The organism is Curvibacter sp. Hmag1.1, assembly GCF_059769165.1.
In genome coordinates this window covers 3033088-3054851 of the sequence record NZ_JBMBGX010000002.1, presented here as the reverse complement: position 1 = coordinate 3054851, position 21764 = coordinate 3033088, and the positions used below count along the sequence as shown (strand labels likewise).

Sequence of the window (21764 nt, the reverse complement as noted above, 5' to 3'; positions counted from 1 at the left end):
AGCGTCAGCGCCGGCTACTCACCACATACACACCCAGTAGCACCAAAACGGTGCCCGCCACCACCCACAGGTTCATGGGCTCGTCCAGCAGCAATACGCCCATGAGGATGGTGGACATGGGGCCCACCATGCCCACCTGCGCAGCCAGGCCCGAGCCGATGCACTCGATCGCCATCATCACCATCAGCACCGGAACCACCGTGCAGGCTGTGGCGTTAAGCAGCGAGAGCCACAGCACCTCTGGCGCCACGGCAAACGCAGTGTCCAGCGGCCGCAGCAGCACAAACTGCGCAATGCACAGCACGCAGGCCAAACTGGTGGCCAGCCCCACCAACCGCAGCGAGCCCAGGCGCTGCACCAGCTCGCCGCTATAGCTCAAATACAGCGCATAGCTGATGGCGCTGCCCAGCACCAGGGCCGCGCCCAGCGCCACATGGCCGCCGGCCAAGGTCACTTCGTGGCCGAACACCAGCAGCACGCCGCCGTAACTGATGGCCATGCCCACGCCCTGCGGCAGCGTCACCTTTTTGCCATACAAGGCCATACCCAGCAACACGACGAGCGTGGGGTTGAGGTACAAAATCAGCCGCTCCAGCGAAGCCGAGATGTAGGCCAGCCCCGCAAAGTCCAGAAAGCTGGCGAGGTAGTAACCGGTAATGCCCAGGCCCAGAATGCCCAGCTTGTCTCGGGTGGTCAGCGCCACCACGTCCTGGCCCCGCCGGCGTGCGCGCGGCCCGGTCCACCACACGATGGCCAGGAAAAACGGCAATGCCATCAACATGCGCAGCATGATGAGGCTGACTGCATCCACTCCGGGGTAGCGGTAGGCCAGCTTGACGATGATGGCTTTGCCACTGAAGGCAATGGCACCGGCAACAGCCAGCGCCAGACCTGTTGCTATGGATTTAGGAGCTGCTTGCGCAGATTGCACGGGCGCCAATGGCTAATTTCCCTTCGAACCCTGGCGCAGGCGCTGCACCAGCGTTACACCTGCCAGCACCAGGGCGCCGGCCACGATGCCGACCAAACCGTCCCACACAAAGCCCAGCGGCAGACCATCCAGCAGGTGGTGCAAAAACGGCAAGCCGTGCACCAGAATGCCGCCGCCCACCAGAAACATGGCCGCGGTGCCGGCCACCGACAGCACCTTCATCAGCACCGGTGCTGCGCGCAGCAAGCCGCGCCCCAGCGCCTGGGTGAAGCCGCCTTCGGGCGTGGCGGAGGGCCGACGGGTGAGGTAGAGGCCCAGGTCGTCAATCTTCACAATGCCCGCCACCAGGCCGTACACGCCCACCGTCATGATGAAGGCCACACCGGCCAGCACCATAAGCTGCGTCGTCCAGGCGCTGGTTTGCACCGTGCCCAAGGTGATGGCGATGATTTCGGCCGAGAGAATGAAGTCGGTGCGGATGGCCCCCTTGATCTTGTCTTTCTCCAGCGCCACCAGATCCACTGCGGGGTTTTGCAGCGCCTGCAGAAGCTCGGCTTCATGGGCCTGATCGTCTTCCGCGCGATGCAGAAACTTGTGGGCCAGCTTCTCGAAACCTTCAAAACACAAAAAAGCGCCGCCCACCATGAGCAGCGGCGTCACCAGCCAGGGCGCCACGATGCTGATGGCCAAGGCTGCGGGCACCAGGATCACTTTGTTCAACAGCGAACCCTTGCACACCGCCCATACCACCGGAATTTCGCGCTCGGCGGATACACCGGTGACCTGCTGCGCATTCAAGGCCAGGTCATCGCCCAACACACCAGCGGTTTTTTTGGCGGCGACTTTGCTGAGCACGGCCACGTCGTCCAGGATGGTGGCAATGTCATCGATGAGGGCGAGAAGGCTGCTGGCCATGGGGCTCCTGTTGCGCTATGAAAAAAGGGGATTGTCACCCGTTTGGCGTACACCCATCAGGGCATACCCCATACGGGCTGGCGCAAAGCTTGCTGGAGAATGAAAAAACACAGCGGCAACGCGAACACCATGCCCCCCACTGTCACCTTGGACCGACCCACCACCCACCTCGCCCCCACGGTGCTCGACATCGAGGCCTCCGGCCTGGGCCGCAGCAGCTACCCCATTGAGGTGGGCTATGTGTTGCCGGACGGGCACGCTTACTGCACCTTGGTGCAGCCCGAGCAAGACTGGACGCACTGGGACGACAGCGCTGCCGCTCTGCACCGCATTACCCGCGAGCTGCTGCAGGAACGTGGCCTGCGCGCCCGCGAAGTAGCCACCCTGCTCAACACCCAATTGGCCGGGCAAACCGTGTACTCCGACGGCTGGGCCAACGACTTCACCTGGCTCAACGTGTTGTATGAAGCAGCCGGCATGTCCCCCCGCTTCAAGCTGGAAAACCTGCGCAGCCTGCTCAGCGACGAAGAGGCCGACCAATGGCACGTGGTCAAAGCCAAGATCGCCAGCGAGCGAGGCACCCAGCGGCACAGGGCGAGTTCGGATGCGCGCTTGATCCAGCTCACCCTGCAACGCATCAGGGCGGGTTAATCCCCGGCCTTTTTGGGGCCCCTCCTCCACGGGCAGCAGCCGCTTAGGCAGTAACATGCGGCGGTAAAGCACCACCTACAAAGGAGACAAGAGCCATGGCAATCACCGTAGAAATCAACCTGGGTTACGAATTTGATGTGAAGGCCAAGGCCAGCGAAGTCTTCGCTGTGCTGTCGGACGTTCCCACCTCAGCCAGCCACTTCCCCAAGGTCGACCAGCTGGTCGATCTGGGCGGCGGCGCTTACCGCTGGGAGATGGAAAAAATCGGCATCGCCTCCATCACGCTGCAAACGGTGTACGCCTCCAAATACACCTCCAACAAGGCCAAAGGCACTGTGAGCTGGACCCCGGTGAAGGGCGAAGGTAACGCCCTGGTGGCCGGCAGCTGGAAGATCACCGACAACAAAAAGTCCACCAACATCGTGCTGGAGATCCAGGGCGAACTCACCCTGCCCCTGCCCGGCCTGATGAAGATGGTGGCGGCCCCCGTTGCCGAAGCCGAGTTTGAAAAAATGGTAGAGCAGTACATCGACAACCTCACCAAACACTTTGGCGGGGAAGCGTAAGGGCCGAAAAATCAGGCCGCCAGGCACTTGCTTCTTTAGCCGAAGATCAGGACAGGGGTACCGTTTTGCCTACCAAAGGCCCATCGCACATCGCGAGTACCTTGGTCCTTGCAGCAGCCCTATTGTGTCTGGGCGTCTCACTCGCTTGTTGGTATTTCTATTTCACGGTGTATTGGCCGTACCGGAACCTCTTCGACGAAACGGATCGCTATTTCGATGCGCAAACCCTGGTCGTTCACCAGGAACAGAGCGGCTTGTTGATCTGGCCTGCATTGGCACTCTCCATGTTGACCGTCATGCTCGGAGTCGCGTGGAGAGCCATCCGCAGCACCAATGGACCACGCAATTTATAGTCAAAACCGCCGCTAGCGCTCACCGGATATGCGCAAGCAGCTACCAAATCAATAGCAAATTGCGTCAATCCACCCGCTTCTCATAGCGCTGCGCCAGTACCGCGCAGACCATGAGCTGGATCTGGTGGAAGATCATGAGGGGCAGAAGCATCATGCCCACCTGCGGGGCTGCGAACAGCACCTTGGCCATGGGGACACCGCTGGCGAGGCTCTTTTTGGAGCCGCAGAAGACGATGGTGATTTCGTCTTCTTTGATGAAGCCCAGCTTGCGACTACCCCAGGTGGTGGCGGCCAACACCAGCGCCAGCAGCACACAGCACGCCACAGTAAGGGCTAACAGCATGGGCAAGGGCACGTGGCTCCACAAGCCCTCGATAACCGCTGCGCTGAAGGCGGTGTAGACCACCAGCAGGATGGAGCTTTGGTCCACCATCTTGAGCGTGGCGGCATGGCGCTTTACAAAGCCGCCCACCAGCGGCTGCAACAACTGGCCCAGCGCAAAGGGCAGCAGCAGTTGCTCCATGATGTGGATCACCGCGTCCAGCGCGCTGCCACCTGACAAGCCACCGGGCACCACAAACCAGCTCACCAGCAGGGGCGTAACAAACACACCAATCAGGCTGGAAGCCGACGCGCTGCAAACAGCCGCCGCCACATTGCCTCGCGCCATGGCAGTGAACGCGATGGCCGACTGCACCGTGGCAGGCAAGGTGCACAAAAACAGCATGCCCACCGCCAGCTCGGGGCTCAGCGTCCATGCGAACACTGGCTTGAGCAGCAGCCCCACCAGCGGAAACAGCCCGAAGGTAAAGCCCAACACCAGTAGATGCAGCCGCCAATGACTCAGGCCGGCCACCACGTTGGCGCGGGAGAGTTTGGCGCCATGCATGAAAAAAAGCAGGGCAATAGCGGCGGTGGTGATCCATTCAAACGCCTGGGCCACCGCACCTTGGGCGGGGAACAGACTTGCCAGCGTGACTACGCCGATCAGGACCAGGGTGAAGTCGTCAGGGAGAAAGCGGGGACGTTGCATGGGGGCAGAGCATACCTGTGCAGTTGGCTAGGCAAAGTCAGCATCCAGCACGACCCGGTAGCGGGCGTTACCACTGCGCAAGTGGGCCACTGCGTCATTCACGCGGGACATGGGGAAGTGTTCCACCTGTGGCGCAATGCCGTGGCGGGCACAAAAGTCCATCATCTTCATGAGCGTGACCGGAGATGGCGTGGGCGATGCCGAGATGCTGCGCTGCCAGGACAGCAGGCTGCCGGTGCGCAGCTTCATGGCTTCAGTGACCACGCCCACCATGTGCATGCGCCCTTTGGGTGCCAGTGTGCCGAGAAGTGCATCCCACTCCAGGCTAGCACCCACGGTCACCAGCAAAAAGTCCAGTTGGCCTGCAAAGGCCTTGAGTTCTTTCACATCCACACTCGACACCGTGCGGTGCGCACCCAGCGCGAGCGCCTCTTCCCGCTTGGAGGGGCTGGAGGTGAACGCGGTCACATCACAACCCCAGGCTTTGGCGAACTTGACGGCCAGATGACCCAGCCCGCCTATGCCCACCACACCCACGCGGTCGGTGGGTTTGATGTCGTTGATCACAAAGGGCAAAAACGCTGTGCCGCCACCGCACATCAGCGGGCCTGCAGCCGCGGGGTCCAGCCCCTCGGGAATGGGCAAGGCCCAACTCCAGTGCGAACGCACCTTGTCGGCAAAACCACCATGGCGGCCGATGATGGTGGGCTGACGCGTGGCGCACAGGTTTTGCTCGCCCCCCTGGCAGAAGCGGCAGTGCTGGCAACTGTTGCTGTGCCAGCCCAGGCCCACACGCTGCCCCACACTGCGCCCCTTGACCTGCGGCCCCACCGCCACGATCGTGCCCACCACCTCATGCCCGGGCACGACCGGGTAGCTCACCGGAAACCACTCGCTGTCGACCATGGCGAGGTCGGAGTGGCAGATGCCGCAGTACTCCACCGCGATCTCCACCTCTTCAGCGCCCATGGTGCCGGGATCGTAGTCCAGCCGTTGCAGATCAGCACTTTTGCCGGGGGCTGCCCAGCTGCGAAATGTAGTCATAGGGGTCTCCTGCATAGGTCGTGGCATGCGCGCCAAGGCGCAGCGTACCGCGAAGAGGTGGCGCCAAATGTCGGCCTTGTAACCCCCGCGACTGCCGCCGCTTGGACAGATAATCCACCGGCACGGCCCGTTAGCCTGGCCCAGACCAACCCAGCCCGAGAAGACATTTATGCATCGCGTCGCCATCAGCAGCACCGGAATCTTCACCCCGCCCGAGGTCATTACCAATGCGGAATTGGTGGCTTCGTACAACGCCTATGCGGCCCTGCAGAACGCCCGCCACGCCGACGAGATTGCTGCGGGCACCCGGGTAACGCTCACGGACTCCAGCGTGGAGTTCATTGAAAAGGCCTCCGGCATTCAGCGCCGCTATGTCATGGAAAAAACCGGTGTGCTGGACCCTGAGCGCATGCGCCCGCACTTCACACCCCGGCCTGACACCGAGATTTCGCTGATGGCCGAAATTGCGGTCAAAGCCTGCCAGGACGCGCTCTCAGCTGCCGGCAAAACCGCAGCCGATGTGGACGGTGTGATTTGCGCCAGCGCCAACATGCAGCGCCCCTATCCGGCCATGGCCATCGAGATTCAGACGGCATTGGGTGTGCAGGGCTACGGTTTTGACATGAACGTGGCCTGCTCTTCCGCCACCTTTGCGCTGGAGCAAGCGGTGAACGCCGTGCGCTGCGGCAGTGCCCGTGCGGTGGTGGTGGTGAACCCCGAGATCACATCCGCCCACCAGGCCTGGATAGACCGCGACTGCCACTTCATCTTCGGCGATGTGTGCACTGCCATTCTGGTGGAGCGCCTGGACCTGGCACCCGCCGGAAGTTTTGAGGTGCTGGGCACGAAGCTGCTGAGCACTTTCAGCAACAACATCCGCAACAACAACGGCTTCATGTCGCGCTCGGAAGACCGTGACCCGGACGACCGTGATCAGCTCTTCCGCCAGGAGGGCCGCAAAGTGTTCAAAGAGGTGTGTCCCATGGCTGCCGAGCACATCGAACAGCACTTGAAATCTCTGGACCTCACGCCGCAGCAGGTGCGACGTTTCTGGTTGCACCAGGCCAACCTGGGCATGAACCAGCTGATTGCCAAAAAACTCTTGGGGCGGGACGCTACGGTGGACGATGCCCCGGTGATTCTGGACGAATTCGCCAACACGGCATCGGCGGGCTCCATCATCTCTTTCCACCGTCACCACGCAGACATTGCAGCGGGTGAGGTGGGAGTGATCTGCTCGTTCGGAGCAGGCTACTCCATCGGTAGCGTGGTGGTGAAGCGCCTGCCCTAGGCCCCCACGCTCCGCCGCTGCGCGGGTCCCTGCCCCCCGAGGGGGCTAATTTGCCTTGGGGCGGCCCGGCGGCAAATTGCTGCGGATCATCCTACGCGAAGGAGTGCAGCGGTCAAAGACTAGTTCAGGGGACGCTTGAGGCGCATTTCCTCGATCTTGACGGCACCGAACTGCACGGTCTTGGCGGTGTTCATTTCGCGCTTGAAACCGGCGAGCTCGTGGAAACGCATGGCGCGCTCGTTGGCAATCGGCAGCCACACGCTCACGTTGGCGCAACCTTCTTCGAGCAGGCCTTCGCGGGCGGCATCCCACAGGGCCAGTCCCACGCCTTTGTCCCAGTGGCTGGAGGCGACGTAAATGGCCCAGATCTCGCCCATGGTGGGTGGGGTGCCTTTGTCGCGGGAACGGTCAAAACCAACGAAACCGACAATCTTGTCGTCATCCATAGCCACCTGAACCTGGGGTTCGGCGTACTCAATCGCTTCGCGCCAGTAAGCCTGGCGCTTGTCCAAGGGGGTCACGGGAACCGGTGTATCGGCCAGCATGCTTTTGAAGGCTTCGCGAACAGAAGAATTGTGGAGCTCAGCGATGGCTTTGGCATCACGTAGTGTGGCGGGGCGAACCTTGAAAGTAGTCGTACTGGACATGTCTAACGCAAACTCAAGCAAAATTGAAAAAAAGAGCGTGATTGTCGCAGCATTCGACAAAGGCCTCTTACGCTGCCATTTTTCAGGGCTTTGACAGCCCGACCACCCACCGGATGACCACCCCCAAAAGCCAAGTCACACCTACAGCAAGCCACCAAGTTTCGGTGCTGCCCGACGGGTTGAACTTCGTGACCGATGGGGTGGCCAGCGTGCTGGAATCCGGCCTGCTAGGGGGTGTGGAACTGCCGAGCTCTTGCCGCAACGGCACCTGCCGCGAATGCATGTGCCGGCTGGTATCGGGCAACGTACGCTATCGCATTGACTGGCCGGGCCTCAGTGCTGACGAAAAGGCCGAGGGCTGGTTTCTGCCCTGCGTGGCCTTGGCGCAGTCGGATTTGCAAATCGAACAGCCCTTCGCGCAAGCGCGCTGAATCGGTACAAACACGGGGGTCGCAGGCATGCGGCACCTAGGGTCATCACCATTGCCCCGTCCATATGCCAAAAGAACAATGCCCTGAAACCACACAGGGACCACCATGACACCCATCACCGTACAACCTGCCGACCTGCCTCTGGCCTGCCTGTACCGCTGGGAGAAGGAGCGCCCCAACGAAATTTACCTGTCGCAGCCCATGAGTGGCGGGCAGGTGCTGGAGATCACCTGGGCCCAGGCCGCCGGTCAGGTGCGCTGCATGGCCCAGTGGCTGCAGTCCCAAGGCTGGCCTGCCGGCAGCCGGGTTGCCATCATCGGCAAAAACAGCGCGCATTGGATTCTGGCTGACATGGCCATTGCCATGGCGGGCTACGTGTCGGTGCCCATTTATCCCACCTTCAACGGTGAGGCCCTGAGCTACATCCTGCTGCACAGCGAGAGCAAGGCCTTGTTTGTGGGCAAGATGGATGACATTGCCAACCTGCGCACCGGTGTCCCCCCTGAGCTGCCACTGATTGCCCTGCCCTTGGCACCCAATATGCATGCCCACCAATGGTTGGAACTGGTCAGCGCCACCAGCCCCATGGCTGCGAGCCCTGAGCCCGCAGGAGAGAACACCAGCACCATCATTTACACCTCGGGCACCACCGGCAAGCCCAAGGGCGTGGTGCACACCTTCAACAGCATGGCCTGGGGCGTGAGCTGCGCCACCCAGCGCTTCCCCATGAGCAGCGCGGACCGCTATATCTCGTACCTGCCTCTGGCGCATGTGGCAGAACGCATGTTGATTGAGCAGGCATCTCTGCGCTATGGCGGGCACATTTTCTTTGCCGAGTCTTTGGACACTTTTTTGCAGGACCTGCAGCGCGCCCGGCCTACCATCTTTTTCTCGGTGCCGCGCCTCTGGGTCAAGTTCCAGCAGGGTGTGCTGGGCAAAGTACCGGCCAAGAAGCTGCGCACCTTGTTGAGCCTGCCTGTCATCAGCACATTGGTACGACGCAAGATTCTCAAGGGCCTTGGCTTAGACCAATGCCGCATTGCTGCAGGGGGGGCAGCGCCCATGCCGGCCGATGTGCTGCAGTGGTACCGCAACCTGGGTCTGGACCTGGTCGAGGTCTATGGCATGACCGAAAACAGCGGCGTGTCGCACTCCACTTTGCCCGGCTCGCGCCAGACCGGCTCGGTCGGCAAACCCTATGACGGTGTGGAAAGCAGGATAGACACCGACAGCGGCGAGATACAGATGCGCAGTCTGGGCCTGATGAAAGCCTACTACCGCGAACCTGAACTCACAGCCGAAACCTTCACGCCGGATGGCTGGCTGCGCACCGGGGACAAAGGTCACATGGACCGCGAGGGTTACCTCAGCATTACCGGGCGGGTCAAGGACATGTTCAAGACCAGCAAGGGCAAATACATCGCTCCCGCGCCGATTGAGGACAAACTGGTCACACACAGTTCCATTGAGGCTTGTGCGGTGACGGGCGCGAACTTTGCCCAGCCGTTTGCTTTGGTCATGCTGTCACCCGACGCTATCGATCTGAGCAAAACTTCGGAAGGACGAAACACCTTGGAGAAGGCGCTGGAGGTGCATTTGCACGACGTGAACCAGCAGCTGGAACCGCACGAGAAGCTGGATTTTCTGGCTGCTGTCACCACCACGTGGACCGCAGAAAACGGCATGGTGACCCCTACTCTAAAGGTCAAACGCCCTTGCATAGAAACCGCCTACGGCCCATCGTTTGAGCGCTGGTCCCACATGAAAAAAGGGGTAGTCTGGGCTGACAGCACCGCATAAGGCAGCTGGGGTAAGCTCACCCCATGCGAGCAAGCCTGACCTTCCTCCAGCGCAGTGCCATCACTGCGCTTTTTTGTTTCTGTTGCGTACTACTCGCGTGGCCTCTAGCTGGGCATGCACAGCCCGGCGGCATGGCAGAACGGACACGCGCCTGCACAGCCTGCCATGGCGAGCAAGGCAAGGCCGGGCCCGATGGCTACTACCCCCGAATTGCAGGGAAACCTGCCGGCTACTTGTACAACCAGCTGCAAAACTTTCAGGAAGGGCGCCGCCAGTACAGCCCCATGCAGCACCTGATTGCCCCCCTGAGCGACGATTACCTGCGGGCCATGGCGGACTACTTTGCCAGCCTGCATGTGCCCTACCCTGCGCCAGCAACTGCCACGGTAGCCCCTGATGTCCTGGCGCGCGGCAAGGCGCTGGTGCTGCAGGGCGATGAAAGCCGGCGCTTACCCGCCTGTATCGCCTGCCACGGCCAGGCCCTAACTGGACTACAACCCGGTGTTCCCGGCTTGCTCGGTTTGCCACGTGACTACCTGAACGCCCAACTGGGCGGATGGCAAACCGGCCAGCGCAGAGCCCACGCGCCTGACTGCATGGCAACCATCGCCAAGCGCCTGAGCGATGCAGACGTGAATGCCATCTCCCAGTGGTTGTCGTCCCAACCCGTACCTGCCAATAGCACGGCGGTATCGGTGCGACCAGCGCGACCCGCGCAACTGAGCCCCCTGCCTGAATGCGGAAGCGCGCCATGAAAAAGATTTTTGCCGGACTCTGCGCTGCGGCTTTGTTGTTCGTCGTGGTAGCGGAATGGGTGGCACCGGCGGTGCGCATGTCAACGCCCCCCCCAAAGACCTTTCCCGCCAATCAGGACGCGACACTGGTGCAGCGCGGCGCCTATCTGGCACGCCTAGGAAATTGTGCCCAATGCCACACCGCGCGCGGTGGTGCAGCCTATGCAGGCGGAGTTGGATTGCAAACGCCATTCGGGCGCGTGAATCCCGGCAACCTCACTCCCCACCCCACCGCCGGCATTGGCCAATGGAGCGAGGGCGACTTCTGGCGTGCCATGCACCAGGGCGTGGGACCTGACGGGCGCGTGCTGAACCCCGCCTTTCCGTACACCAGCTTCACCCGGGTGAGCCGCGCCGACAGCGACGCCTTGTTTGCGTACCTGCGCACCCTGCCGGCATCTGACACGAAGAACAAGTCGCACGAGTTACCTTGGCCACTCGGCACCCAAACCGCACTCACTGCATGGCGCATCCTGCATTTCAGCGAAGCGGAAACATCAACCATCGCCCAGGTAGATGCGCCCCCTTCGGCACGCCGAGGCTCTGAACTGGTGCAAGGCCTGGGGCACTGTGCCGAATGCCACACCCCGCGGAACCGGCTGGGCGGTCTGCGCACATCCGCCGCTTGGAATGGTGCCACTTTGCCCGATGGCCGCTGGTACGCGCCCGCCTTGAATGACCCATCGGAAGCAGGACTCAGTAACTGGGAAGCTGCTGACATCGTCACCCTGCTGACGCGAGGGCAGCACCAGCAAGCCTACGTGGCGGGCCCGATGGCCGAAGTCGTGCGCAACAGCACCCAGTACCTGGAACCCGGGGATGCCCTGTCCATGGCGCTTTACCTGCAAACACTGAACAAGGGAGCGGCCGCCCCTAAGCCAGCGGCTGCCTCAGGTCGCGAGAACGCCTTGGGCGCAAAGCTGTACGAAAAACACTGCGCCCAATGCCACGGCAAAAGCGGTGAAGGGGTGGACAACGCCTACCCTGCCCTGGCAGACAACCGCGCTGTGCTGATGGACAGCACCAACAACCTGGTCCTGATCTTGCTCAAAGGGGCCTATGGGCCATCCACCACCGGCAAACCGCAACCCTTCGGCATGCCGCCGTACCAGTTTGTACTCAATGATGTGGAGATGGCCAGCGTGCTCAGTTTCATTCGCAATAGCTGGGGCAATCACGCGTTACCCGTGACTGAGTTTGATATAAACAAGATTCGCAATGCCCCTGACCGATAGGCCCACCATGCCCCCCCCCCTTTCCGACTGATTTCCCTTTGTTCCGCGCTCGTGTTGGCGGGCTGTGCAGGCCTCCCTTCAACGAGCCCTCAGCCGGACAAGGAGTACGCCATCACCATCCTCCACACCAACGACCACCATGGCCGTTTCTGGAAAAACCGGGATGGCGAATACGGCATGGCCGCGCGCAAAACCGTGGTGGATCAAATCCGCAAGGAAGTGGCGGCCGCAGGCGGCTACAGCCTGCTGCTCGATGGTGGCGACGTGAACACCGGCGTGCCCGAGTCTGACCTGCAAGACGCCGTTCCGGACTTCCGCGGGATGAACCTGCTGGGTTATGACGCGATGGCGGTGGGAAACCACGAGTTCGACAAGCCCCCCGTGGTGCTGCAGATGCAGCGCGACCTGGCGACCTTCCCGATGCTGTCAGCCAACATCTACCGTGATGGCAAGCGCATGTTTGAGCCCTACAAGCTGTTCAACCTGGGTGGAGTGCGCGTGGCGGTGATGGGATTGACCACCGAAGACACCCAAAAGATGGTGCACCCCGACAACATTCGCAACATCGAATTCCGCAATGCGCAGACTGAAGCTGCGAAGGTGGTTCCGGAGTTGCGCGGCAAAGCCGACGTCGTGATTGCTGCTACGCACATGGGGCACTACGAGAACGGCACCCATGGCACCCAGGCACCCGGCGATGTGGAACTGGCACGCGCGGTCAAAGGCATTGACATGATCGTAGGTGGCCACACCCAGAACCCCGCCTGCATGAAGGCTGAAAACGTACTTGACCGCGCGTACGTGCCCGGCAGCGACTGCAAGCCTGATCGCCAGAACGGCACTTGGGTCGTGCAAGCGCACGAATGGGGCAAGTACGTGGGCCGGGCCGACTTCACGTACAAGAACGGTGAGTTCAAGCTGGTGAAATACGCGCTGATCCCCATCAACCTCAAAAAACCGGTCAAAACGGCGGACGGCAAAAACAGCCTTGTGACCTACACCCCGGAAATCGCAGAGTCCCCAGAGATGCTGCAAATGCTCAAGCCATTCCAGGAATTCGGGCAACAAAAGCTGATGATGGAAGTGGGTAGCAGCGATGGCAAGCTCGAAGGCGATCGCAGTGTGGTTCGCAGCCAGCCCGCCGCTTTGGGCGTGATGATCGGCCGCTCCATGATGGAGAAAACCAAGGCGGACTTTGCCGTGGTCAACGCGGGTGGCGTGCGCGATTCGCTCCCGGCAGGCAAGATCACGTACAAAGACGTAGTCACCGTACACCCTTTCGGCAACACCATTGCCGTGGTGGATTTCACGGGCAAGGAAGTCATGGATTACTTGGGTGTCATTGCGAAAATGACCCCGGGCTCCGGTGCCTTCCCGCAGTTTGCAGGAATACGCCTTGTCATCGACAAAGGTGCGGTGATGCAAGCCACCGTAGCGGGTAAAGCCATTGACCCCGCTGGCAAGTACCGCATGGCCATCAATAATTTTGTGGCCTCGGGCGGAGACGGTTACCCCAAAGTGGTGGGGCACCCCAGCTACGTGGACACCGGCTTTGTGGATGCGGACGTGCTTCGCGGCTTTATTGCTGCACACAGTCCGCTGAAAGCTGCTGATTTCCAGCCGGGTGACCAAGTGGTTCGCCGCTGATGCCTTCGTTCCCCCGTAACCGCAGGCCGCAATTCAACCTGCGGACGGTGCCCGCGCCCTGGGCGGAAGGTCGTGCAGGCCAACACATGATCATCGACGGCTATGCGCCGTCTCAGATGATTGAGGACCTGCGCAAATACCAGGCCGAACTTGAAATCCAGAACAAGGCGCTTCGCTATTCGCAACAGGAAGCCGAAGGCGCCTCGGAACGATTTGCCACCCTGTTCTCCAATGTGCCGCTGGCCCTGATGGTGGTAGACGAGGGTGGCCTGGTGCTGGCGAGCAATGCCATGGCACTGCGCTTGTTCCAGCCGCTGGAAAATGACCCCCCGCTGAATTTCCTACTGCCTTTTGTGGGTCCCGAACACACGGATGAAGTGGCAGTGGCCTTCTCCAGCGCGCGCCAGGAAGGCACCAGCGAAGTCAATGAGGTGCAGTTCCTGTCGGGCACACAAGGCACGTTCACCGGCGACCTGCACATTGCCCGCATCGAGAACCCCAGCGACGATCTGGCGCACTTTATTTGCGCTGTGATTGACCAAGGGCCGCTACTCACCCAGCGCCACGCCCTCCTGGAAAGTGCGGCCGTTCTGCGCCAGCGCAACGAGGACCTGCTGCTGAGCGAAAACCGCATGGCGGCCATCATCAATTCGTCGCTGGATGCCATTTTGTGTATCGACGACAAGCAACTCATTACCGTCTTCAACCCGGCCGCTACCGCCTTGTTTGAATGCCCGGCGGAGCAGGCTTTCGGCGCCCGCTTGGGGCAGTTTCTGCCGGATGTGGAAAAAGCCCTGAGTGAGGGCAATGTGCCCGCTCAGGCCATGTTGGGCGAGTTCACCGCGACCACCTTGGGTGGCAAGCAAATCTATGTGGAAATCAGTGTGTCGCTGGAGCGCCGCCTTCGCACTCGCACGCCCTTTCGCTCAGACGACCCCAACGCCATTGCCATGCGCGGACAGCCGGGCATGCAGGGCTCCATCACCACGATTTTTGCGCGCGACCTCACCTCCAAAAAGCTGGCGGAGGCCCAGCGCATTGCGCTGGAAACCCAACTGCGTGAATCACAAAAAATGCAGGCCATGGGCACCATGGCCGGCGGCATTGCGCATGACTTCAACAACATCCTGAGCGCTATTCTGGGCAATGTGGATTTGGCCAAGCAGGACACGCCCACAGGATCTTCTGCCCTGGTGAGCCTGGTAGAAATCGAGAAAGCCGGCCGGCGCGCCCGCGATCTGGTGCGTCAGATTTTGACCTTCAGCCGCAATGAGCCGCCCAAGCGAGTACCTATTCAGCTGGCCGAAGTCATTCACGAGACCCAGCGCCTGGTGCGCGTGGCCATTCCGCCGGGCGTGGATTTCAAATTGGTGGTGGCCGAAGGCTGCCCCTTGGTGCTGGCCGATGCGACCCAGGTCGAGCAGGCCCTTCTGAACCTGTGCACCAACGCCATCCTTGCACTGGGCCACAACAAAGGCTCCGTGACCATTGAGCTGGGTACTACGACCCTCTCACTGCCGTTCAATGACCGCATCGGCGTGCCTCCGGGCCGCTATGTGACTTTGCGCGTGCGCGATACCGGCAGCGGCATGAGCCAGCAGACTATTGAGCGCATCTTCGAGCCCTTTTTCACCACCCGCCAGGTGGGCCAGGGCACCGGGCTGGGCTTGGCCGTGGTGCACGGCATCATGCAAACCCACCAGGGGGGTATCGATGTGCAGAGCGCCCCCAACGAAGGCAGCGTATTCACGCTGTATTTCCCCGCCACAGGTGCCGCACCTGTAGAGGCACTGGAGCCTGAGCCGGTAACCGAAGTTGAGGGCCGCGGCCGGCACGTCATGTATGTGGACGATGACCAGGCTCTGGTTTTTCTGGTGAACCGTGTGCTCACCCGCAAGGGTTTCAAGGTCACGGTGTTTACCGACCCTCTGGAGGCCGAAGCCGCCCTGCGCAGCCAACCCGAGATTTATGACCTGCTGGTCACCGACTACAACATGCCAGGCTACAGCGGCCTGGACTTGCTGCGGGATGCCAAAGCCATCCGTGCGGACTTGCCAGTGGCTGTAGCCTCCGGCTATGTCACTCCGGAAATTGAGCAACGTGCCCTCCAGGAAGGCGCCAGCGCCCTCATTTACAAACCCAATGACGTGAACGAGCTGTGTGAAACCGTGCAGCGATTGATCAGCCACCCCGATGCACAGCCCTGACGACCATTACAACCCGCCTGCCCAGACCGAGCTGCCTGTGGTGTACATGGACGATGCGATGCTGGTGCTCAACAAGCCTGCCGGCCTGCTGACCGTACCCGGCCGCGGTGAATCCAAGCAGGACTGCCTGAGCAAACGCGCGCAAGACGTTTATCCGGAAGCCCTGATCGTGCACCGGCTGGACCGGGACACCTCGGGTCTGGTGGTCATGGCACGTGGTGTCAATGCCCAAAGGGCCATCAACCTAAGTTTCGAGAAGCGGTTGGTGGACAAGCGCTATGAGGCCGTAGTGATCGGCCTGCTGCCAGTGAGTGACGATTGGGAGGAGATTGACCTGCCCTTGCTGGTGGACTGGCCCAACCGCCCAAAACGCACGGTCAATCATGCCGAAGGCCAGCAAGCCCTGACCCGCTGGCGCTGCATCTCTGTGGATGAGGTGATTGGCTGCTCCCGCGTGGAGCTGGAGCCGGTCACCGGCCGCACCCACCAGCTGAGGGTGCACATGCAGGCGCTGGGCCACCCCATGCTGGGCGACACGCTATACGCCACTCCGGAGGCCCTGGCCCTGTCAGACCGGTTGCAACTGCATGCCCGCAGCCTGTCCATCCCCCACCCGGTCAGCGCTCAGGTGGTCGAATTCACCGCGCCCGTGCCGTTTTAAGCCCCCTGCGGCAGTGAAGGCGGGGGCAGCGCCTAAAATGAAGCGGTGACCAACATACTCAACGCTGACCTCCATTGCCACTCTGTGGTGTCCGATGGCACGCTCACCCCGGAAGCCCTGGCCGAACGCGCCAAGTCCAACGGCGTGGAACTCTGGGCCCTGACCGACCACGACGAGATCGGTGGGCTGCAACGCGCCCGTGACGCCGCGCACGCCCAAGGCATGCGCTACCTCACTGGGGTGGAGATTTCGGTCACGTTTTTGCATCAGACCGTGCACATCGTCGGCTTGGGCTTTGATGCTGAGAACGACGATTTGCGCCAGGGCCTGCGGCGCACGCGGGGCGGGCGTAAAGAACGGGCCATGGAAATGTCCGACGGGCTGGCCAAAGTCGGCATCAAAGACGCCTTTGAGGGCGCCCTGAAGTTTGTCGGCAACCCTGAACTGATTTCGCGCACCCACTTCGCACGTTTTCTGGTCGAGACCGGAGCCTGCAAAGACACCAATGAAGTCTTCCGCAAGTACCTGACTGAAGGCAAACCGGGCTATGTGCCCCACCGCTGGGCGACCCTGAAGGACGCCGTGCAATGGATCACCCAGGCCGGCGGCATGGCCATCATCGCGCACCCCGCGCGCTACAAGTTCAGCCCGAATGAAGAGTTCGCCTTGTTCACCGAATTCAAGGGTCACGGCGGCCAGGGCGTGGAAGTCGTGACCGGTAGCCATTCCGCAGCCGAGTACGTGACCTACGCGGGCACCGCCAAGGAATTCGGCTTGGCAGCTTCGCGCGGCAGCGATTTTCACAGCCCGCTGGAGAGCCACACCGAACTGGGCACCCTGCCCTATTTGCCGGGTGGCCTGACCCCCGTGTGGGAATTGCTGAGCGCACGCATCCAGTAACCCGATAACCTTTGAGGACCGGCGCTCAGCCGCCACCCCGCCATGGCGCAGTATTTCGACGTTCACCCCGACAACCCCCAGCCCCGCTTGCTCAAGCAGGCCATCGCCCTGCTGGAAAAAGGCGGCATTCTGGCGGTACCCACCGACTCCAGCTACGCACTGGTCTGCCACCTGGACGACAAGGCGGCGGCCGACAAGTTGCGCAGCATCCGCGGGGTGGACGACAAGCACCACCTGACCCTGCTGTGCCGCGACCTGAGTGAGCTGGCCAACTACGCGCGAGTCGACAACAGGCAATACCGCCTGCTTAAGGCCGCTACACCGGGCGCCTACACCTTCATCCTGGAAGCTAGCAAGGAAGTGCCGCGCCGGGTCAGTCACCCCTCCCGCAAGACCATAGGTCTGAGGGTGCCTGAGCACCAAGTGCTCCAGGAGCTTCTGGCGCACTACGGATCTGCGCTGCTAGCTACTACTTTGATAGCAAAAGGTGAGTCCGAGCCACTCAACGACGCACAGGACATACGCGAACGCTACGAGCACCAGATCGCGGCCGTCATCGATGCAGGTGCCTGTGCACTGGAGCCCACCACCGTCATTGACCTGACCGGCGAAGAGCCGGAACTGATCCGCCAAGGTGGCGGAGACCCCGCATTGCTCGGGCTCTGAAGCCGGCGGGGTATCCTGATTTCACCGCCCTCCCCTGACCAACTGAGAAAACCTCCCCTGTGGACATTGCCAACCTGATCCAAACTGTCGCCATCTATGCCTTGCCGGTGCTATTCGCTATCACCGTGCACGAAGCGGCTCACGGCTATGCGGCCCTTTACTTCGGCGACAAGACCGCCGCCATGCTGGGGCGCATCACCCTTAACCCCGCCAAACACATCGACCCGGTAGGCACCATCCTGATGCCGCTGCTGCTGTATTTTGCAACCTCCGGCGCCATTTTGTTCGGCTATGCCAAACCGGTACCCGTGCGGTTTGGAAATTTGCGCAACCCCAAGCGCGACATGATCTGGGTGGCCCTGGCAGGCCCGGGTGCCAACTTGGCCATGGCGCTGGCATGGGGCATAGGCATGTACCTGCTGAGCGGCGCCGGCGTGACCGAACCCTTCTTCCTGAAAATGTGCGAAGGCGGTGTGCTGGTCAACGTGGTGATGTTCGCGTTCAACCTCTTCCCCTTGCCTCCGCTGGATGGCGGACGCATCATGGTCGGACTGCTGCCGCTCAAGCAGGCACTGACGTTCTCGCGCATTGAGCCCTGGGGCTTCTTCATTGTGATGGCGCTGGTGATTGCCGGTGTGCTCAGCGCAGTGTGGATGCAGCCCGTGATGTCACTGACCTTCGGCTTGCTGGACTTGCTGCTCACCCCTTTTTCCATGCTGGCGCGCTGAAGCGTCACCCCCCCCAGATTCGACTGATAGATTTGCACCCATGAGTACTGTTCGCTTCCTCACCGGCATCACGACTTCCGGCACCCCGCATCTGGGCAACTACGTGGGCTCCATCCGCCCCGCCGTGCGCCACAGCAAGGCGCCGGGCGTGGAGAGTTTTTACTTTCTGGCCGACTACCACGCGCTCATCAAGATCGACGAGCCTGAGCGCATCCAGCGCTCCACGCTGGAGATTGCTGCGAGCTGGCTGGCTGCGGGTCTGGACCCATCGCATGTGACCTTTTACCGCCAGTCGGATGTGCCTGAGATTCCGGAACTCTGCTGGTTCCTGACCTGCGTGACCGGCAAGGGGATGCTCAACCGCGCCCACGCCTACAAGGCCTCGGTGGACAAAAACACCGCCGCCGGTGTGGACCCGGATGCCGACGTGACTGCCGGGCTCTTCATGTACCCGGTGCTCATGGGTGCGGACATTTTGATGTTCAACGCGCACAAGGTGCCCGTGGGGCGCGACCAGATTCAGCACATCGAAATGGCGCGCGACATGGCAGCCAGCTTCAACCACCGCTATGGCGAGCACTTCGTGCCGCCCCAGGCCGAGATTGAAGAGTCGGTTGCCACCCTGCCCGGCCTGGACGGCCGCAAGATGAGCAAGAGCTACGACAACACCATTCCGCTGTTCAGCAGCCGCGAACAACTCAAGAAACTGATTGCCGGCATCAAGACCGATTCGCGCTCACCCGGCGAGCCCAAGGACACCGAGGGCTCGGCCCTGTTCCAGATCTACCAGGCCTTTGCTTCTGAAGAAGAAACCGCCAAGCTGCGCCAAGCCTATGCCGACGGTATTGCCTGGGGCGACGCCAAAACCATCCTCTTTGAGCGCATTGACCAAGAGATCGCCCCCATGCGCTCGGCGTACGAAGATTACATGGCGCACCCTGAAAAGGTGGAGGCTCTGTTGCTGGCCGGTGCGGCCAAGGCACGCGCCATCGCCACGCCTTTCATGACCCAGCTACGCAGCGCCGTGGGCCTGCGCCGCCTGCAAGCCACGGCACAGACCGGTACGGCCAAAGCAGACAAAGTGGCGCTGGCATCCTTCAAGCAGTACCGAGAGAAAGACGGCCAGTTTTACTTCAAGCTCGCCGCGGCCGATGGGACGGTGTTGCTGCAAAGCAAGGCCTTCGCATCCGGCAAAGACGCCGGGCAGACCATTGCGCAGTTGCAGCGTGAAGGCTCTGCCGGGCTCCCCGGACTGCAATCCTCGTTGGAGCGCGTGGATGCTGCAGGCGTGGCAGCCGCAAGCGCTGCCTTGGATGCACTGGCAGCCGCTGCCGCTGAAGCCGCCAAAGAGAAGGCAGCCAAGGCACAGGGCTAACTTGCTATTTATTTGATAGCTACTCGCGCAATAGCGACGAGCGCTAGCAGTCGATTTAACCCCCAACCGGACGGAGCAAGACCATGAGTGACTTTCCCAAAGACATTTACACCGAACCGCATCCGGTTGATGTGAACACATTGGCCAACCTAGGCCCGCTGCGAGGCATGGCAGGCGTCTGGGAAGGCATGCGGGGCCTGGACGTGAAGCCCAAAGCCGAAGGCCCCAAGAAGCAGGCGTTTCACGAGCGCATCGAGCTGCAGCCTATCGACCCGCAAACCAACGGCCCGCAGCTGCTCTACGGCCTGCGCTACCACACCCATGTCACCAAGCCGGACCAGGTCAAGACCTACCATGACCAGGTGGGCTATTGGCTGTGGGAGCCTGCCACTGGCACGGTCATCCATACGCTGACCATCCCGCGCGGGCAGGTGGCCATGGCGGCAGGACAGGCCAGCGCCGATGCCACCGAGTTCGAGCTGGTGGCCACCCACGGGCTGGACACCTATGGCATTTGCTCCGCACCGTTTTTGCAGCACGCCTTCAAAACCACTGAATTCCGCATCAAGGTGACCCTCCACGCCGATGGCACGTGGAGCTATGACGAAGACACCGTGCTGCAGATTCTGGGGCGCGACGAGCCCTTTCACCACACCGACCGCAACACCTTGCACAAGGTTGCGGAGGCCACGCCCAACCCGCTCGCACGCTAAGCGGGCACGGGCATCCGGGCCCTGTCTGAGCGCACTCAGGGTGCAAGCACCCGCACCTGCAACAGGCGCCGCGCCTCGGCGCTGCCCTCGCTACTGAAGTTTCCCTGACGGGCCTGCGCATTACCGGTAGCCGCAATCGTGACCCACTGGCCCAAAGGCGTGCTTACCGTGGTGCTGAGCTGGTTGCGGGTCTGGCGCGGCATGTCGGCGTTGTTGCGCACGGCCATATCGGCTTGCTGGACATCAATCTCCACCGTCGCATCCTTGTTGCCGCCAGGCCAGCGCGGCGTCACGGTGATGCTTTGGCCCACGTCAAACCATTGCACGGATTGCGTGACACCGCCTCCGCTGCTGCTGACCGAGGTGCCGCCCGCGCTGATGCTATTGCTTTGGCTGTTGGCGGATTGCACCCACTGCATGGGTACGGACTGGTTCATGCGCAGGCTGCCCTTTTCGCCATTACGGACCTGGATCTTCTGGGGTGCCATCAAAGGCGCATCGGGCTTGGTGCCCAAACGCATGGCGCCGTCTTCCCGCCCCTCCTCGACCTGGCGCAACTCGACCGTCAAATCCCGTTTGGGCAATTGCGCTTGTGCAGTGGCACCCAGCAAAGGCAGAGATACCACCAGGACACACAAGACAGCAGAAGGCAGGTTTTTCAACATGGTCATGGCCTCACAACTCCGGCGGAAGTCCGGTCTGGCTTTGAATGGACAGGCTCTTGAGCCACAAGTCATGCCCATCGTACATCCGGTGGGGCTGCAGAAGGTGCATCAAGCGGGCGCCCCAGCCATGTTGGCTTTCCTCGGTACGCACCAGGCAGCCGCCTGCCTTGGGAATGATGAGCCATGCATGGTACACATGCGCCCCCATGCCGGTGCCGTCCCAAGCGATACGCTCACAGGGCACAAATTCCTGAACCCGGGATGTGATGCTGACGCCAAAGGTCTTCCAGTGGAATTGCACGCCCAAGGCGAGGTCACGGCTTTTGTCACGGATCCAGTCGACCTTGGAGTTGGCGTACCAGGTCGGCCACAAAGGCTCGCGCACCAGCCAGGCCCAGATGTGTTCTGCGCTGGCAGGAATGAACATCTCATTGACCACATGCACTGGCACATTCGCGGGGTGGAAATGCTCGGGCCAGTGGATAGCAGGTTCAGAAGCGGGTGATGTCAT

At 61.6% G+C, this 21764-nt stretch carries 23 protein-coding genes; 16 read left to right on the top strand and 7 right to left on the bottom strand.

Going from position 1 to position 21764, the window contains the following annotated elements; genetic code table 11:
* Window positions 1-4: 4 nt before the first annotated feature.
* Both ACOAP0_RS15145 and ACOAP0_RS15140 read right to left on the bottom strand, forming a co-directional pair.
* Window positions 5-931, bottom strand: coding sequence for a DMT family transporter (locus ACOAP0_RS15145; RefSeq protein WP_498391457.1), 927 nt, complete (start codon window positions 929-931; stop codon window positions 5-7).
* Window positions 932-943: 12 nt separating this feature from the next.
* On the bottom strand, window positions 944-1846 hold the full coding sequence (locus ACOAP0_RS15140; RefSeq protein WP_498377077.1) for a DUF808 domain-containing protein: 903 nt from the start codon (window positions 1844-1846) through the stop codon (window positions 944-946).
* Between the two features lie 99 nt (window positions 1847-1945).
* Here ACOAP0_RS15140 and ACOAP0_RS15135 point away from each other — a divergent pair, with 99 nt between their 5' ends.
* The 3 genes from ACOAP0_RS15135 (at window position 1946) to ACOAP0_RS15125 (ending at window position 3416) form a co-directional block, all read left to right on the top strand.
* Window positions 1946-2497, top strand: a complete 552-nt coding sequence (locus tag ACOAP0_RS15135) for a 3'-5' exonuclease (protein ID WP_498391455.1) — start codon at window positions 1946-1948, stop codon at window positions 2495-2497.
* 95 nt (window positions 2498-2592) lie between these two features.
* A complete protein-coding gene (locus ACOAP0_RS15130) occupies window positions 2593-3063 on the top strand; it encodes an SRPBCC family protein (protein WP_087496708.1) in 471 nt (156 codons plus the stop codon).
* A 65-nt stretch (window positions 3064-3128) separates the two neighbouring features.
* Complete coding sequence (locus tag ACOAP0_RS15125; protein ID WP_498377074.1) at window positions 3129-3416, top strand: hypothetical protein; 288 nt, start codon at window positions 3129-3131, stop codon at window positions 3414-3416.
* A 64-nt stretch (window positions 3417-3480) separates the two neighbouring features.
* On the opposite strand, the gene ACOAP0_RS15120 is transcribed toward ACOAP0_RS15125, so the two are convergent.
* Together ACOAP0_RS15120 and ahr are read right to left on the bottom strand one after the other, a co-directional pair.
* Window positions 3481-4449, bottom strand: coding sequence for a bile acid:sodium symporter family protein (locus ACOAP0_RS15120; RefSeq protein ID WP_498377073.1), 969 nt, complete (start codon window positions 4447-4449; stop codon window positions 3481-3483).
* A gap of 27 nt (window positions 4450-4476) precedes the next feature.
* Window positions 4477-5493, bottom strand: coding sequence for an NADPH-dependent aldehyde reductase Ahr (gene ahr / locus ACOAP0_RS15115; RefSeq protein WP_498377072.1), 1017 nt, complete (start codon window positions 5491-5493; stop codon window positions 4477-4479).
* Between the two features lie 169 nt (window positions 5494-5662).
* Between ahr and ACOAP0_RS15110 the strand changes: the two genes are divergently transcribed.
* Entirely contained in the window at window positions 5663-6784 is a 1122-nt protein-coding gene (locus tag ACOAP0_RS15110; RefSeq protein ID WP_498377071.1) for a beta-ketoacyl-ACP synthase III, read from the top strand.
* Window positions 6785-6903: 119 nt separating this feature from the next.
* Here the strand turns inward: ACOAP0_RS15110 and ACOAP0_RS15105 are convergent, their stop codons facing one another.
* Entirely contained in the window at window positions 6904-7431 is a 528-nt protein-coding gene (locus ACOAP0_RS15105) for a GNAT family N-acetyltransferase (protein ID WP_481874665.1), read from the bottom strand.
* 113 nt (window positions 7432-7544) lie between these two features.
* Between ACOAP0_RS15105 and ACOAP0_RS15100 the strand changes: the two genes are divergently transcribed.
* The 12 genes from ACOAP0_RS15100 (at window position 7545) to ACOAP0_RS15045 (ending at window position 20588) form a co-directional block, all read left to right on the top strand.
* Window positions 7545-7862 (top strand): 2Fe-2S iron-sulfur cluster-binding protein, encoded by a 318-nt coding sequence (locus ACOAP0_RS15100; protein WP_498377070.1) that lies wholly within the window; start codon window positions 7545-7547, stop codon window positions 7860-7862.
* A gap of 105 nt (window positions 7863-7967) precedes the next feature.
* Window positions 7968-9662, top strand: coding sequence for an AMP-binding protein (locus ACOAP0_RS15095; RefSeq protein ID WP_498377069.1), 1695 nt, complete (start codon window positions 7968-7970; stop codon window positions 9660-9662).
* 131 nt (window positions 9663-9793) lie between these two features.
* Window positions 9794-10417 carry a c-type cytochrome gene (locus tag ACOAP0_RS15090; RefSeq protein ID WP_498391454.1) on the top strand — a complete coding sequence of 208 codons (624 nt, stop codon included), beginning with the start codon at window positions 9794-9796 and terminating at the stop codon, window positions 10415-10417.
* Window positions 10414-11691 carry a c-type cytochrome gene (locus ACOAP0_RS15085; RefSeq protein ID WP_498377067.1) on the top strand — a complete coding sequence of 426 codons (1278 nt, stop codon included), beginning with the start codon at window positions 10414-10416 and terminating at the stop codon, window positions 11689-11691. Before ACOAP0_RS15090 ends, ACOAP0_RS15085 begins: the two co-directional genes overlap by 4 nt.
* A gap of 27 nt (window positions 11692-11718) precedes the next feature.
* Window positions 11719-13338, top strand: coding sequence for a bifunctional UDP-sugar hydrolase/5'-nucleotidase UshA (ushA, locus tag ACOAP0_RS15080; protein WP_498391518.1), 1620 nt, complete (start codon window positions 11719-11721; stop codon window positions 13336-13338).
* Window positions 13338-15545 carry an ATP-binding protein gene (locus tag ACOAP0_RS15075; RefSeq protein WP_498377065.1) on the top strand — a complete coding sequence of 736 codons (2208 nt, stop codon included), beginning with the start codon at window positions 13338-13340 and terminating at the stop codon, window positions 15543-15545. The genes ushA and ACOAP0_RS15075 overlap by 1 nt, the downstream gene beginning before the upstream one ends.
* Window positions 15532-16206 carry an RluA family pseudouridine synthase gene (locus tag ACOAP0_RS15070; RefSeq protein ID WP_498377064.1) on the top strand — a complete coding sequence of 225 codons (675 nt, stop codon included), beginning with the start codon at window positions 15532-15534 and terminating at the stop codon, window positions 16204-16206. Before ACOAP0_RS15075 ends, ACOAP0_RS15070 begins: the two co-directional genes overlap by 14 nt.
* 45 nt (window positions 16207-16251) lie before the next feature.
* Window positions 16252-17106, top strand: a complete 855-nt coding sequence (locus ACOAP0_RS15065; RefSeq protein ID WP_498377063.1) for a 3',5'-nucleoside bisphosphate phosphatase — start codon at window positions 16252-16254, stop codon at window positions 17104-17106.
* A 42-nt stretch (window positions 17107-17148) separates the two neighbouring features.
* A complete protein-coding gene (locus ACOAP0_RS15060; RefSeq protein WP_498377062.1) occupies window positions 17149-17772 on the top strand; it encodes an L-threonylcarbamoyladenylate synthase in 624 nt (207 codons plus the stop codon).
* A gap of 59 nt (window positions 17773-17831) precedes the next feature.
* The gene (locus ACOAP0_RS15055; RefSeq protein WP_498377061.1) at window positions 17832-18500 is read left to right on the top strand and encodes a site-2 protease family protein; all 669 of its coding nucleotides are present in this window, start codon (window positions 17832-17834) and stop codon (window positions 18498-18500) included.
* Window positions 18501-18540: 40 nt separating this feature from the next.
* Window positions 18541-19875: a tryptophan--tRNA ligase gene (locus tag ACOAP0_RS15050; protein WP_498377060.1), complete on the top strand. Its 1335-nt coding sequence runs from the start codon at window positions 18541-18543 to the stop codon at window positions 19873-19875.
* Between the two features lie 83 nt (window positions 19876-19958).
* Window positions 19959-20588 (top strand): FABP family protein, encoded by a 630-nt coding sequence (locus ACOAP0_RS15045; RefSeq protein WP_498377059.1) that lies wholly within the window; start codon window positions 19959-19961, stop codon window positions 20586-20588.
* A gap of 35 nt (window positions 20589-20623) precedes the next feature.
* On the opposite strand, the gene ACOAP0_RS15040 is transcribed toward ACOAP0_RS15045, so the two are convergent.
* Both ACOAP0_RS15040 and ACOAP0_RS15035 read right to left on the bottom strand, forming a co-directional pair.
* Window positions 20624-21259, bottom strand: coding sequence for a secretin GspD/PilQ domain-containing protein (locus ACOAP0_RS15040; RefSeq protein WP_498377058.1), 636 nt, complete (start codon window positions 21257-21259; stop codon window positions 20624-20626).
* Between the two features lie 4 nt (window positions 21260-21263).
* Window positions 21264-21764 (bottom strand): SRPBCC family protein, encoded by a 501-nt coding sequence (locus ACOAP0_RS15035; protein WP_498377057.1) that lies wholly within the window; start codon window positions 21762-21764, stop codon window positions 21264-21266.